This window comes from Pseudenterobacter timonensis, from assembly GCF_900021175.1.
Classification (GTDB): domain Bacteria; phylum Pseudomonadota; class Gammaproteobacteria; order Enterobacterales; family Enterobacteriaceae; genus Enterobacter; species Enterobacter timonensis.
The window spans coordinates 767,899-782,328 of sequence record NZ_FCOP01000011.1 but is presented as its reverse complement, the minus strand read 5'-3'; the positions used below and the strand labels follow the sequence as shown (position 1 = coordinate 782,328).

Annotated in this window: 14 protein-coding genes; 3 read left to right on the top strand and 11 right to left on the bottom strand. The window is 54.2% G+C overall.

Annotated elements, in window-relative coordinates:
• Complete coding sequence (nrdR, locus tag BN3796_RS09945) at positions 1–450, bottom strand: transcriptional regulator NrdR (protein WP_008503337.1); 450 nt, start codon at positions 448–450, stop codon at positions 1–3.
• Positions 451–603: 153 nt separating this feature from the next.
• Between nrdR and BN3796_RS09940 the strand changes: the two genes are divergently transcribed.
• Both BN3796_RS09940 and BN3796_RS09935 read left to right on the top strand, forming a co-directional pair.
• The gene (locus BN3796_RS09940; RefSeq protein WP_081430661.1) at positions 604–1,143 is read left to right on the top strand and encodes a SadB/YajI family lipoprotein; all 540 of its coding nucleotides are present in this window, start codon (positions 604–606) and stop codon (positions 1,141–1,143) included.
• Positions 1,144–1,402: 259 nt separating this feature from the next.
• Positions 1,403–2,287, top strand: coding sequence for a nucleoside-specific channel-forming protein Tsx (locus BN3796_RS09935; RefSeq protein WP_061708839.1), 885 nt, complete (start codon positions 1,403–1,405; stop codon positions 2,285–2,287).
• Between the two features lie 286 nt (positions 2,288–2,573).
• Here BN3796_RS09935 and BN3796_RS09930 read toward each other — a convergent pair whose 3' ends face one another.
• From BN3796_RS09930 to queA, 8 genes are all read right to left on the bottom strand, one after another.
• The gene (locus tag BN3796_RS09930; RefSeq protein WP_061708188.1) at positions 2,574–2,996 is read right to left on the bottom strand and encodes a hypothetical protein; all 423 of its coding nucleotides are present in this window, start codon (positions 2,994–2,996) and stop codon (positions 2,574–2,576) included.
• Positions 2,989–3,693 (bottom strand): hypothetical protein, encoded by a 705-nt coding sequence (locus BN3796_RS09925; RefSeq protein ID WP_061708187.1) that lies wholly within the window; start codon positions 3,691–3,693, stop codon positions 2,989–2,991. Before BN3796_RS09925 ends, BN3796_RS09930 begins: the two co-directional genes overlap by 8 nt.
• Before the next feature lie 158 nt (positions 3,694–3,851).
• A complete protein-coding gene (locus BN3796_RS09920; protein ID WP_061708186.1) occupies positions 3,852–4,331 on the bottom strand; it encodes an Hcp family type VI secretion system effector in 480 nt (159 codons plus the stop codon).
• Positions 4,332–4,916: 585 nt separating this feature from the next.
• Positions 4,917–5,888: a protein translocase subunit SecF gene (gene secF / locus BN3796_RS09915; RefSeq protein ID WP_061708185.1), complete on the bottom strand. Its 972-nt coding sequence runs from the start codon at positions 5,886–5,888 to the stop codon at positions 4,917–4,919.
• Positions 5,889–5,898: 10 nt separating this feature from the next.
• Positions 5,899–7,746, bottom strand: a complete 1,848-nt coding sequence (gene secD, locus BN3796_RS09910) for a protein translocase subunit SecD (protein WP_061708184.1) — start codon at positions 7,744–7,746, stop codon at positions 5,899–5,901.
• A gap of 27 nt (positions 7,747–7,773) precedes the next feature.
• Positions 7,774–8,106, bottom strand: coding sequence for a preprotein translocase subunit YajC (gene yajC, locus BN3796_RS09905; RefSeq protein WP_000007630.1), 333 nt, complete (start codon positions 8,104–8,106; stop codon positions 7,774–7,776).
• Between the two features lie 22 nt (positions 8,107–8,128).
• Positions 8,129–9,256, bottom strand: a complete 1,128-nt coding sequence (gene tgt, locus BN3796_RS09900) for a tRNA guanosine(34) transglycosylase Tgt (protein WP_061708183.1) — start codon at positions 9,254–9,256, stop codon at positions 8,129–8,131.
• 55 nt (positions 9,257–9,311) lie between these two features.
• Positions 9,312–10,382: a tRNA preQ1(34) S-adenosylmethionine ribosyltransferase-isomerase QueA gene (gene queA, locus BN3796_RS09895; protein ID WP_061708182.1), complete on the bottom strand. Its 1,071-nt coding sequence runs from the start codon at positions 10,380–10,382 to the stop codon at positions 9,312–9,314.
• Positions 10,383–10,473: 91 nt separating this feature from the next.
• On the opposite strand from queA, the gene acpH reads away from it, so the two are divergent.
• On the top strand, positions 10,474–11,055 hold the full coding sequence (acpH, locus tag BN3796_RS09890; protein ID WP_061708181.1) for an ACP phosphodiesterase: 582 nt from the start codon (positions 10,474–10,476) through the stop codon (positions 11,053–11,055).
• Positions 11,056–11,065: 10 nt separating this feature from the next.
• Here acpH and malZ read toward each other — a convergent pair whose 3' ends face one another.
• Together malZ and proY are read right to left on the bottom strand one after the other, a co-directional pair.
• Positions 11,066–12,883 carry a maltodextrin glucosidase gene (gene malZ / locus BN3796_RS09885; protein ID WP_061708180.1) on the bottom strand — a complete coding sequence of 606 codons (1,818 nt, stop codon included), beginning with the start codon at positions 12,881–12,883 and terminating at the stop codon, positions 11,066–11,068.
• 132 nt (positions 12,884–13,015) lie between these two features.
• On the bottom strand, positions 13,016–14,389 hold the full coding sequence (gene proY / locus BN3796_RS09880; protein ID WP_061708179.1) for a proline-specific permease ProY: 1,374 nt from the start codon (positions 14,387–14,389) through the stop codon (positions 13,016–13,018).
• Between the last annotated feature and the right edge of the window lie 41 nt (positions 14,390–14,430).

The window sequence follows — 14,430 nt, the reverse complement described above, 5'->3', positions numbered from 1 at the left end:
TTAATCCTGTAGGCGGGCGATCTCTTCGCCGAACTCTTTGATATCTTCAAAGCTGCGGTAGACCGAGGCGAAGCGGATATAGGCAACCTTATCGAGCTTTTTCAGCTGCTCCATCACCAGGTTGCCGATCATTTTGCTTGGCACCTCGCGTTCACCCAGGCCGCGCAGATAAGATTTAATGTGGTTTAACGCCATTTCTACGTCGTCAGCGCTGACCGGCCTTTTTTCCAGCGCTTTCAGCATGCCGCTGCGCAGCTTCTCTTCGTTGAACGGCTCGCGCACGTCGTTACTCTTAACCACGCGCGGCATCACCAGCTCCGCCACCTCAAAGGTGGTGAAACGTTCGTTGCAAACCAGACACTGCCGACGACGACGCACGGAGGAGCCTTCGCCCACGAGACGAGAATCGATCACTTTGGTATCCACGGCGGAACAGAATGGGCAATGCATACGGTATCCCTGCTATCCGGTTAACTGAGTTTCATTTTACCCTGAACTGGGCAGACAACAAAGAAAGAGCGTTTTTGAGACAAAGGATCTATGCCAGACGCTTCGCTGCTGGCTACCATAAAGGTTATCCGTTATTTCAGGGAATTAAACGCCATGACAAGACGTTACCTACGATTTGCGCTGCTGGGAAGTCTCTTCGCCCTGAGCGCCTGTGCCCAGCAAAGCGAAGTTCGCGAGATGAAACAGAGCGTAAGCACCCTTAATCAGGCGATGGATCAACTGAACAAAGAAACCGTTAAGATTACTCAGCAAAATGCACTGAACGCAAAATCGACCCGCGGCGTCTATCTGCTGCCCGGGGCGGATACCCCGGCGCGCCTTAACAGCCAGATCGGTATGCTGAAGATGTCGCTGGTAAACGTGGCGGCTGACGGCGATGGAACCCGGGCGACGCTGCGCATCCAGGGCGAGTCAAACGATCCGCTGCCCGCCTTTAGCGGCACCGTGGCATGGGGTGAGATTTTGGGTACCACAGAAAGCTATCAGGAAGTGAACGTTAAAAACCAGCTTATCAATGCGCCAGCCAGCACCCTGGCCCCGAGCGACGTGGATATTCCCCTACAGCTAAGCGGTATTAAGCCTGAGCAGCTCGGCTTTGTCCGTATCCACGATATCCAGCCTGTTACCCCCTGATCCTGTAGCGGAACGCATGCCGTTCCGCTCCCTTACATTTCGAAAATATTGGCAACAAAAATGATTGCCGCTAGAATCGCGCTGTCCAAAGTACGCAAACGTGAACGCAATCGATTACGTACATGAAGGATATGTGAAACAACACATATTTTTGTGAGCAAGGATTCCTATAATAGGCTCCGCAGAAACACGAAATATTTAGAAACGCAATTCGCGCATTTTTCACTCCCGGAAGGGAATTTCAATCAGTGGCATGATTATGAAAAAAACATTACTCGCAGCTGGCGCCGCGCTGGCTCTCTCTACCACCTTTTCCGTGAACGCGGCGGAAAACGATAAGCCTCAATACCTTTCCGACTGGTGGCATCAGAGCGTGAACGTGGTGGGAAGCTACCATACCCGCTTCGGACCGCAGATCCGCAACGATACCTATCTGGAGTATGAAGCGTTCGCTAAAAAGGACTGGTTCGATTTCTACGGCTACATTGATGCGCCGGTCTTCTTCGGCGGTAACACCGATGCGAAAGGTATCTGGAACAATGGTTCCCCGCTGTTCATGGAAATTGAGCCGCGTTTCTCTATCGATAAGCTGACCAACACCAGCCTGGCGTTTGGGCCGTTTAAAGAGTGGTACTTCGCCAATAACTACATCTACGACATGGGGCGCAACGACTCGCAGGAGCAGAGCACCTGGTATATGGGTCTGGGTACCGATATCGAAACCGGCCTGCCGATGAGCCTCTCCCTGAACGTTTATGCCAAATACCAGTGGCAGAACTACGGCGCCTCTAATGAAAACGAGTGGGATGGTTACCGCTTCAAGGTGAAATACTTTGTGCCAATCACCCAGCTGTGGGGTGGCCAGCTGAGCTATATCGGCTTCACCAACTTCGACTGGGGCTCCGATCTGGGCGACGATACCTTCTACGACAACAACGGCAAGCACGCGCGCACCAGCAACTCCATCGCCTCCAGCCACATCCTGGCGCTGAACTACGATCACTGGCACTACTCTGTGGTAGCCCGTTACTGGCACAACGGCGGCCAGTGGGCTGACGACGCAAGCCTGAACTTCGGCAACGGTGACTTCAGCGTACGCTCTACCGGCTGGGGTGGTTACCTGGTAGTGGGTTATAACTTCTAATCGGTATCGCAATGCCGTTCACTTAAGCGGAGCGGCATAACGATTCACCGGATAGCGTTTTTTGTCATTTTATTCGCCCTTGGCTTTAATGGTCGAGGGCGTTTTGTTATGAACAGCTCTTACATACTTCCTGTACCATCATTCTGTAAGTGCCCAGATACATCAACGCCACTAGACATATAACCGTTGAAAATAGCTACCTGTAGTTGAATTTTTAAAAGCCGCTCACGATCCTTAACTGAGCGGCTTTTAACTTAACTTATATGTATTATTTTATTCATTAACATTAGAAGTTAATGATAACCGAAACCAGGACCACCTTTGGATTGTTCAAGGTGCTCACGGTAATCGTTTCGTCAGCATCAATGCCTTTCCAGCACACGGCTTTAATATGGCAGAACTGCTGCTTCTGATAACCCTTTATAGATAAGTAATCATCCACCTTACTTGTATCATGTGTATCGTAAAACCTGATGGCGTAGACGTGTGCCGCCGGGCCAGTGATATTAACAAAATCAAAATCGTATTGTGGAGTTATACGAGGCATCATTTTAAGAAGGACGGGTGTATAAAATTCGTACTCCCGCTTATCTTGCTCTGTATAGTGTGCACTTCCAGAAAGCTGCATTATTATGTAAGGCCATACCCAGATGAAAACGGAGGCAATAAGTACGATAGCCACCGTAAGAACTCTGAATGATTTACGCATGCGGCAACGTATTCCCCCTTGCCATGTCTATATAAGACCCATCTGCACTAGCAATCCCGACTATTCCAGAATTAAAATCAATCCATGGCCTCACAGTATTCATGAAGTTTGGTAAGACACCGTAGTGAGGGTTCGCATTAGGGATGCGTTCAGGATCAGGAAAAAGTAGCGGACTGAAAGTCTCATTTTTCCATGAGCCGATTTTGCCATAATAATCCCAGCGCCTTAAAGCCGCAGCTTTGCTCACTGGTCGCAACATAGGAAATGGATCCTGAATAGACACAACACGGTAGAACCCTAGCAAGTCTGAAACTAGATCTTCGCCGCTGAAGCCGCTATCCGTAGCAATGTTAATCGGGAATGCTGCCTGTAGTCCTTCGAACTTGCTCGCCAATGACATCATCATACCAAGTGCGATACTGTGCCTTTCGGAATTAGAACGACCGTGCTTGATTCGCCATTTTATGAATTTACCAATTTTCATAAAACGGCCTGGATCAACCATCGACTGCGAATAGCTTATGTCATAGTAATCCCGCCCAGATGATTCCCCCATTTCAATGCTACGCAGCAGGTTTTGTATATCAGCCCCTTGAGCGTGCCCCAGATCAATCCAACCCAACACTTCCGTATAGATCAGACCATACGGTACTATGGCCGCCATTGAACCGTCGATAATGTCACTTCGTTTACTCATCTTCTCTTCCTTGTTTGACCCACGGACTTTATGCGAGAGCATCTATTTTGAAGTTTACTGACGCGCTTAAAGCATTGAGAAAGCAATTATCCTGGATAGATAACTGGCGAGAAACCACGTGATGCTCCTCGTTAAGTGAACCATATGAGTGCACCGAATCATGCATAACAACGATCGTTCCATGAATCACGGTAAACAATATTGCCTTCGGTGTATTTCCATGTGATCGCTTCATAACGCATTTCGAGTGTTTCAAGATGGGTGCTACTCATACCATTAGGAGAAAGATATGGCGCAACTGTTGTGAACTTGACGTTTTCCAAAACGATATTGAAATACTCAGCCTCTATCCCTGACTCCAGAATGCGATACATCCTGATTGTTGCCCTCTTCATAGTACGTCCTTCGCATACTGCACGGTAAAGAAGAGGGGTTGTCTGATCAAATTCTTTTACTATTGTAATGGGCCGGTGAATACGCGTAGCGGTGAGTTTCCCCCAACTTGGTTCAACAGGAATGGATATAGCATGGGAGAATGATTTTAATTCAATAGATCCCAAGCGTAGTGGCATCAAACAGCTACCAGTAACCGGGGAGCCGTTCTCATCTTCAAGCCATAAGTGTGCTGGTGTAGACATGTAATTTCCTTATTAGTAATTATCAAACATTTGATGGTTCTCGGTGGCGTATCCAGTAAGCCAACCTCGGTATTGCCATGTAAAAAAGAAGATGAGGACCTGAGTAATCTCAGGGGAATGAACATAAAGTAGTGAGATAAAAAAGAACGGAAGGGATGATTAATTGGTCCAAAAAAACTGGGCATTGCATTTAAGCCAGCGTTTTATAAAACCTATTAATTTAAACTCATTAACTTCAAGATCTTCTCTGCTTTACTCACCAGTGCTAATGCAGTTCTCCTTACCTGCATCCTGCTCCCACAGCCTCACATTCCACTTCAACGAAAGTAAGGCCAATCGGCGTATCAAATATCTATCGGGATCATAATTTTAAAAAGTCAGTGTACCTTTCGGACAATGACCAGGTATTTTTTAACCAAATTGAGGAGTGAAAATATGAAAACTATCACTAAATATTTACGTGATTAGAAAAGCAATAGTTTAGCCGCACTGATGAATGGACTCCCTGAGCAGCTTGACAGGGCTTCTATCAACAAAAAATCCCGGCCAACGGACCGGGATTTCGTCAATGCGTAAGAGGCTCCCTTACGGCAGAATGGACGGCTGATCCGCCCCCTCTTTTTCCACCTTCTGCTGCAGCAGATGTTCACGTCTCATGCCGAGCTTCAGCGCCAGCGCAGAGGCCACGTAGATGGACGATGCGGTACCGATGGAGACACCGATCAGCATGGTCAGCGAGAAGCCTTCCAGCACCGGGCCGCCGAAGAGATAGAGCATCAGAATCACCATCAGGGTGGTCCCGGAGGTAATCAAGGTACGGTGCAGCGTCTGGGTCAGTGAAACGTTGAAGATTTCATACGGCGTGCCGCGGCGAATCTTACGGAAGTTTTCACGGATACGGTCAGAAACCACGATGCTGTCGTTGAGCGAGTAGCCGATAACCGACATCAGGGATGCGACAATCGTCAGGTCGATCTCAATATGGAACAGCGACAGTACGCCCATGGTGATCACCACGTCGTGCGCCAGCGCGATAACTACCCCCGCCGCCAGTCTCCACTCAAAGCGGAAACCGACGTAAACCAGGATAGAGATCAGCGCCACCAGCAGCGCCATCGCGCCGGTCTGCGCCAGGTCTGCACCCACGCTCGGGCCGACGAACTCGATACGTTTTACCGTCGCGTTCTGGCTGGTGGTTTCGTTAATAACCTGTACGACCTTGCTGCCCAGCTCCTGGCTGCCGTTGGCGTCATGCACTGGCGGCATACGCACCATGATGTCGCGGCTGCTGCCGAAGTTCTGCAGCAGCGGCTCCTCGAAGCCCGCTTTTTGCAGGGAGGCGCGCATCTGGTCCATATCGACCGGTTTTTCCAGGGTGATCTCAATCACCGTACCGCCGGTGAAATCGAGACCCCAGTTAAAGCCTTTCACGCCCATAATGACGATGGACAGAATCAGCAGAAAACCTGAAATGCCGAAGGCCCAGTAGTCCCAGCGCATAAAGTCCCAGACTTTACGGCCATGGTTCAATTGTTCAACAGTATATTCCTGTGCCACAACGCACTCCTCAGATAGACAGCTTTTTGACGCGCTTGCCGCCGTACAGCAGGTTCACGATGGCACGGGTGCCGACAATAGCGGTAAACATCGACGTCGCGACACCGATACCGGTGGTAATCGCAAAGCCTTTGATCGCGCCGGTACCCACTGCATACAGGATAAGAACCTTGATCAGCGTGGTGACGTTCGCATCGAAGATGGAGCTAAACGCGCCTTTATAGCCTTCGTCAATCGCCTGCTGTACAGAGCGACCGTTGCTCAACTCTTCTTTGATACGTTCGTTAATCAGTACGTTGGCGTCGACCGCCACCGCAAGGGTGAGCACGATCCCCGCAATACCTGGCATGGTCAGCGTCGCCCCCGGCAGCAGAGACATGATGCCGATAATCAGCACCAGGTTCGCCACCAGCGCGCTGGTCGCAATCAGGCCGAACTTCTTATAGAAGAAGATCATGAACAGGATGGAGACCACCAGACCGGCCAGACACGCTTCCAGACCCTGCTTGATATTCTGCATACCCAGAGTTGGGCCGATAGTGCGCTCTTCAACAATCTGAATCGGCGCAATCAGCGCGCCCGCACGCAGCAGCAGCGAGAGCTGACGCGCTTCGTTCGGGTTGTTGATGCCGGTGATGCGGAAGCTGTTGCCGAGGCGAGACTGGATGTTGGCGATGTTAATCACCTCTTCCTCTTTCACCAGCACGGCGCGACCGTTGGCATCTTTCTTACCGCTGTCTTTATACTCCACGAACAGGGTCGCCATCGGCTTGCCGATATTGTCCTTGGTGAAGTTAGACATGATGTTACCGCCAGCGCTATCGAGCGAGATGTTAACCTGCGGCTGGTTGTACTCATCCTGGCTTGAGGTGGAGTCGGTGATATGGTCACCGGTCAGGATCACGCGCTTGTAGAGCACAACCGGCTGGCCTTCGCGGGTCTGTTTCACTTCCGAGTCGCCCGGTACACGGCCGGAGGCAGCAGCGGACTGGTCCACGTTAGTATTCACCAGACGGAACTCCAGGGTCGCAGTGGCGCCCAGGATCTCTTTCGCACGTGCGGTATCCTGAATACCCGGCAGTTCAACCACGATGCGGTCGGCGCCCTGACGCTGAACCAGCGGCTCGGCAACACCCAGCTGGTTTACGCGGTTACGCAGAATGTTGATGTTCTGCTGAACGGCATATTCCCGGGCTTCTTTCAGGCGCTCGTCGGTCATCACCGCGCGCAGCTGGTTGCTGCCCTGCGAGGAGATAACCAGATCGCGGTGGCGCGGCGTCAGGTAATCCACAGCCTGGTCACGCGCCGCGCTGTCGCGAAACGCAATGCTCATGCCGTAGTTATCTTCTTTACGCACGGTGGTGTACGGAATGCCTTTATCACGCAGATCGCTGCGCAGGCTGTCGATATTCTGTTCCTGCAGTTTGCCAAGCGCGGTATCCATATCCACTTCCATCAGGAAGTGCACGCCGCCACGCAGGTCAAGGCCGAGTTTCATCGGCTCTGCGCTCAGCGCCGACAGCCAGCGAGGGGTAGCAGGAGCAAGGTTCAGCGCCACGACATACTTATCACCGAGCACGCCCATCAGCGCTTCACGCGCGCGCAGCTGGGTATCGGTGGTATCGAAGCGAGCAAGAATAGCGCCCTCTTCCAGGGCCACAGACTTCGCGGTAATTTTTTCTTTTTGTAGAGTATTCTGGACCTGGATCAGCGTCTGTTCACTGGCGGCGACGCCGCGCGCGCCAGTGATTTGAACAGCCGGATCCTCACCATACAGGTTGGGAAGCGCGTACAGCAGGCCGACGATAATCACGACGACCAGCATGATGTACTTCCACAAAGGATAACGGTTTAACACGGCAGTTCCCTTTGGGAAAAGTTGGGATTACAGCGCCTTCATGGTGCCTTTCGGCAGAACGGCAGCTACGAAGTCACGTTTAATGACCACTTCAGTGGTATCGTTCAGCGCAATCGCAATGTAGCCGCTTTCCGCGACTTTGGTTACGCGACCTACCAGGCCACCGTTGGTCAGTACTTCATCGCCTTTCGCGATGGAGTCCATCAGCTTTTTGTGCTCTTTGGTGCGCTTCTGCTGTGGGCGCAGGATCATGAAGTAGAAGATCAGACCGAAAACAACCAGCATCAGAATCAGTGACATCGGGCTGCCCTGCGCCGGTGCACCCGTTGCTGCTACCGCATCAGAAATAAAAAAGCTCATTCAAATTCCCTCATTATTAAAATTAATCAACGTTCAACGGTGGGACATCCCGACCCTGACGTTGGTAAAACTCGGTCACGAAGCTCTCTAATTTACCCTCTTCGATAGCCTTACGTAAACCAGCCATTAAGCGCTGATAATAACGAAGATTATGAATGGTATTGAGACGCGCACCTAAAATCTCATTGCAACGATCGAGATGATGCAGATAGGCGCGAGAGTAGTTGCGACAGGTATAGCAATCGCACTCGGCGTCGAGCGGACTGGTATCGCTTTTGTGCTTCGCATTACGGATTTTCACCACACCGTCGGTAACAAACAGATGTCCGTTACGCGCGTTACGGGTCGGCATCACGCAGTCGAACATATCAATGCCGCGACGCACGCCTTCAACCAGATCTTCTGGTTTCCCCACCCCCATCAGGTACCGCGGTTTATCCGCCGGGATTTGCGGGCAGACATGCTCCAGAATGCGGTGCATATCTTCCTTCGGCTCGCCAACAGCTAAACCGCCGACAGCGTAGCCATCAAAGCCAATCTCTACCAGACCTTTCACCGAGATATCGCGTAAATCTTCGTAAACGCTGCCCTGGATAATGCCGAAGAGGGCATTTTTGTTACCGAGCGCGTCGAAACGGTCGCGGCTGCGCTTCGCCCAGCGCAGGGACATCTCCATCGAGCGCTTCGCGTAGTCCCAGTCTGCCGGGTAAGGGGTACATTCGTCGAAAATCATGACGATGTCGGAGCCGAGATCGTACTGAATCTCCATCGATTTTTCGGGATCGAGGAAGATCGGATCGCCATTGATCGGGTTGCGGAAGTGCACGCCCTGTTCGGTGATCTTACGAATATCGCCGAGGCTGAAGACCTGAAAGCCGCCGGAGTCGGTCAGAATCGGTCCTTTCCACTGCATGAAATCGTGCAGATCGCCGTGCAGCTTCATGATCTCCTGACCCGGGCGCAGCCACAGGTGGAAGGTGTTACCGAGGATAATCTGCGCGCCGGTGGCTTCCACCTCTTCCGGCGTCATCCCTTTTACGGTGCCATAAGTGCCCACAGGCATAAACGCGGGGGTTTCCACCACGCCGCGATCAAACACCAGACGACCGCGACGCGCGCGGCCGTCGGTGGTATCAAGTTCAAATTTCATTGCTATTCCTCTGTGCCAGAAAAACAGTCCAACACATTATTCTGGTATCGCGGAGTTATTCCCCGACACGCTCATTCAAAGCCTGCGGATTGTACGTGATAAACATCGCGTCCCCGTAGCTAAAAAAGCGATATTTTTGTTCTACCGCAGAGTTGTAAGCCGCCATGGTGTGCTTATAACCGGCGAAGGCGGAGACCAGCATGATCAGCGTCGACTCCGGCAGGTGGAAGTTGGTGACCAGCGCATCGATGACCTTGTACTGATAGCCCGGGTAGATAAAAATTTGGGTATCGCCGAAGAAGGGTTCAATCAGATCGTTTTTTGCAGCCTGCGCCGCGCTCTCCAGCGAACGCACGGAGGTGGTGCCTACCGCCACCACGCGGTTGCCGCGGGCTTTGGCCGCCAGCACCGCATCAACCACCTCCTGCGGCACTTCCGCATATTCGGAGTGCATAATGTGATCTTCGATGCTGTCCACGCGCACCGGCTGGAAGGTGCCAGCGCCGACGTGCAGGGTGACAAACGCCATCTCCACGCCCTTCTCACGCAGTTTCGCCAGCAGCGGCTCGTCAAAATGCAGACCCGCCGTCGGCGCAGCGACCGCGCCGGGCTTCTCGCTGTAGACGGTCTGGTAAAGCTCGCGGTCGGCATCTTCGTCCGGACGGTCGATATAGGGCGGCAGCGGCATATGGCCGATGGCGTTCAGAATATCCAGCACCGGACGTTCGTCGTTAAAGACCACTTCGAAGAGCGCATCGTGACGCGCTACCATGGTGGCGTTAATGCTCTCATCATCCCCCAGCAGCAGCTCGGCGCCCGGCTTCGGCGCTTTGGAGGCGCGAATATGTGCCAGAATACGTTTATCGTCGAGCATACGTTCGACCAGCACTTCAATCCTGCCGCCGCTCGCTTTACGGCCAAACAGACGGGCCGGGATCACGCGGGTATTATTAAAGACCAGCAGATCTCCAGGGTTGAGCTTGTCGAGCAGATCGGTGAAAGTACCGTGCGTCAGCGCGCCCGTTGGCCCGTCCAGCGATAACAGACGGCAGCTACTGCGCTCCGGTTGCGGATAGTGGGCAATCAGGGATTCAGGTAATTCAAAGGAGAAATCGGCAACGCGCATGACTTATACTCGTGACTTAAAAACAGGCGGCTTAGTCTAGTGCTCGCGCAACGTTGCTGCAACAACTAGCCGCCCCCGGATACCAAAACGCATGAATTTTCTCGCTCACCTGCACCTCGCCCACCTCGCCGACAGCTCCCTGCCCGGCAATCTGCTGGCCGATTTTGTCCGCGGCAACCCCGCAGAGACCTACGCTCCGGAGGTGGTGGCAGGCATTTTGATGCACCGGCGCATTGATGTGATGACCGATAACCTGCCGGAAGTGCTGGAAGCCAAAGCCTGGTTCCGGCCCGAAACGCGCCGGGTGGCGCCGATTACGCTGGACGTGATGTGGGATCACTTTCTTTCGCGCCACTGGACGCAACTGTCGCCGGATCTGACCCTGCCCGACTTTGTCCGCTATGCCCATGCGCAGATCGCCACCATTTTGCCCGACTCGCCGCCGCGCTTCGTCAATCTGAACGATTACCTCTGGTCGGAGCGCTGGCTGGAGCGCTACGGGGAGATGGCGTTCATCCAACGCGTGCTAAACGGCATGGCCAGCCGCCGCCCGCGCTTAGACGCCCTGCGCGACTCCTGGCAGGATCTGGATACCCATTACGACGCGCTGGAGCAGCGCTTCTGGCAGTTCTACCCGCGAATGATGACGCTGGCGAGCCGCAGGGCGCTGTAACGCGCCTTGCTCAGTTTCCGGACCAGACGCAGGCGCTGACGGCGGGCAGGGAGAGAATGTTCTGCTCAATCTCGCCGGTGCCCTCTTTGAGTTGCCAGCGCTTCACGTTGAGCAGCGGCATGGCTTCCAGCACCACTTCGCACGCCTCCCCCCGGTTAATCGCTACCAGCACTCGCTGCTGATGATAAACACGGATAAAGACCACCACATCGCCCTGCGCGTAGAGGATTTGGCAGCCGCCGTAGCGCAGCGCCTGGCTCCGCTTGCGCAGCCGGATAAGGCGCTGATAAAGAGCGAACAGGGTTTTGTCCTGCTTCTCCGGCTGCCACGGGAAGGGCTTGCGGCAAAACGGGTCGTTATCGCCATCCAGCCCCACCTCATCGCCGTAGTAGATGCAGGGAACGCCAGGCCAGGTAAAGAGCCAGGTCACCGCCAGCGGCAGGCGCGCCACCTCCTTGCCGAGCAGGGATTTGAAGCGGGCCGTGTCGTGGCTGTCGAGCTGGTTGAACATCCGCAGCTGCTGCTGTTGCGACAGGCTGGCGCGATAGTTATCCATCCAACGGGCGCAGGTTTGCGCATCGATCTGCTGCGGATCGTAGGAGATATCGGTATTCGCCAGGAATCCCCAGACCGGGAAGGTAAAGCCACGATAGTTCATCGAGGCATCTTCCGCGTCCACCTGTAGCCACTGGCGCGCGTCACCGAAATGTTCGCCAAAAACAAAAGCCTCCGGCTGCGCCGCTTTCGCTGCCCGGGTGATCTGCGAGACGTGGTGCAGGTTATTATGCGCCCCGCCCTCCTCGCCGAGCATATGCACCACATCGATCCGCCAGCCATCCATGTTCCACGGCGCCTTCAGCCAGTGGCGCACCACGCTATCCTCCCCGCCGTAAATCTCCTCCACCAGCGTGGGGGAGCGGTAATCAAGCTTCGGCAGGCTGGGGTAGCCCAGCCAGTCGAGCGCGCGGCCATGCTCGTCGAAGCTGTACCAGTCGCGCTGGGGCGAACCGGGGTTATGGCATGCCCCGCTCATGGATTGATTATGCCTGTCGAACCAGCCGTGGGAATCACCGGAGTGGTTGAACACGCCGTCGAGGATCAGGCGCATCCCTTCGCGCAGGGTATTTTTCCTCAGGCGCAGCAGCGCTTCGTCGCCGCCAAACTGCTCATCCACATGACGATAATCTTCCGTATCGTATTTGTGCACGCTCGGCGCTTTAAATACCGGGTTGAGATAGAGCGCGGTCACGCCGAGCTTTTTCAGGTAGGGGAGCTTTTCGCTGATGCCGTCGAGATCGCCGCCATAAAAAGTGGAACCGCCCGCCTGTGCGGTCAGCGGCTCATCCCACTCTTTAAAGATAATGTCATGGCCTGCGGCATGATGGAAATAGACCTTGTCCTGCTGCGCCGTGCGGGGTTCGCTGCGGGCAAAGCGGTCCGGGAAAATCTGATAAAAAATCTGCTCGTTGACCCACTGCGGCCCCTGATCCGGGTAATCGACCGCAAACTGCTCCAGCCGCGCCGGGGGAAATGCGCTAAACCCCTGGGGAGTGAACCAGAGCTGGCGGTTATTCCACAGCAGCTTAAAGCTGTAACGACGACGCGGCAGATTGCTGGTTAACGCAAGCGTAGCCCGCCACGCCGTGACGCCGGGATGCGGCTGGCTGCGCAGCTTGTACATACGAAGCGAAGTCTCTTCGTTATCGATCTCCGTACGCAGCTTTACGTTTTCGGGCTGATCGTCTCCCGCCAGCCAGAGCATAATCGTCAGTTTGTCGTTGTTTTGCTTAATAAATGGGGCAACAGGAAGGTGCCAGGCGTTCAACATCGCAAATCCCCTTTGGTAAAAATGAGGCCACCTTGCCACAGGGTAGCGGAGGATCACTCATCACGCTGCGGTTTATTAAGGGAGGAGGACGGGGGAGGAGAAAAAATGCCCGGCGCTGGCCGGGCATCGGTTTTACTGCGCCTGCGCGATACGGCGCTCGCGGCGGCCTTTTACCACCCAGCCAATCAGCAGCAGGACGATCCACGCCAGACCCACATAGAGGGAAATACGGGTATCCGGATGGTAGCCGATCAGGGCGATGATAAAGACCAGGAAAAGCAGTCCGACGACGGTAGTCGCCACCCCGCCCGGCACCTTGAATTTCAGCGCCTTCACCTCTTCAGGCGGCAGGCGGCGGCGGAACGCAATCTGGGAGAGCAGGATCATGATCCAGACCCACACCGTGGCGAAGGTCGCCAGGGAGGCGATCACCAGAAAGACATTTTCCGGCATGATGTAGTTGAGGTAGACCGCAAACAGCAGCGCGAGGGTCATGACCAATACCGTCACCCACGGCGTGCCGCGGCGGGAAGTTTTGGCGAAGACCTTCGGCGCGCTCCCCTGCTCCGCCATGCCGTGCAGCATGCGGCCCACGCCAAAGACATCGCTGTTGATGGCGGAGAGAGAGGCCGTGAGCACCACGAAGTTAAGGATGCCGGCGGCAAAGGTGATCCCCATATGCTGGAAGGTCAGCACAAACGGGCTGCCGTTGGTCCCCACCTGGTTCCACGGGTAGAGCGACATAATGACGAACAGCGTCCCCACGTAAAAGACGAGGATGCGCATCGGCACAGAGTTAATGGCGCGCGGGATCGATTTTTCCGGATCTTTCGCTTCGCCCGCGGTGATGCCGATAATCTCGATACCGCCATAGGCGAACATAACCATCTGCAGCGACATCACCATGCCAAGCCAGCCGTTGCTGAAGAAGCCGCCGTTGCTCCAGAGGTTATGGATACCGGTCGGCTGACCGCCGTTGCCGATCCCCCAGATGATGATGCCGAAGCCCGCCACAATCATGATGATAATGGTGGCGACCTTGAAGAAGGAGAACCAGAACTCCAGTTCGCCAAAGACCTTCACGCTCATCAGGTTGACGGCGCAAATGAGCAGCACCACGCTCAGCACCCAGATCCAGTGCGGCACCGCCGGGAACCAGACGCCCATATATATGCCGAACGCCGTCACGTCGGCAATCGCCACGATCAGGATTTCAAAACAGTAGGTCCAGCCGGTGATATAGCCCGCCAGCGGGCCGAGGTTATCCTGCGCGTAGCGGGAAAACGAGCTGGCGGCAGGGTTATGCACCGACATCTCGCCCAGCGCGCGCATGATGATATAGGCCGCCACGCCGCCGATAATATAGGCCAGCAGTACGCTTGGTCCCGCCATTTTGATGGCATCCGCTGAGCCATAAAACAGACCTGTACCGATAGCTGAACCCAGCGCCATAAAGCGAATATGGCGTGTGCTTAGCCCACGTTTAAGTTTGTTAGTGCTTTCCATTTAACTCTTGCCATTCAACACGAAAAAAACAAAAAACCACG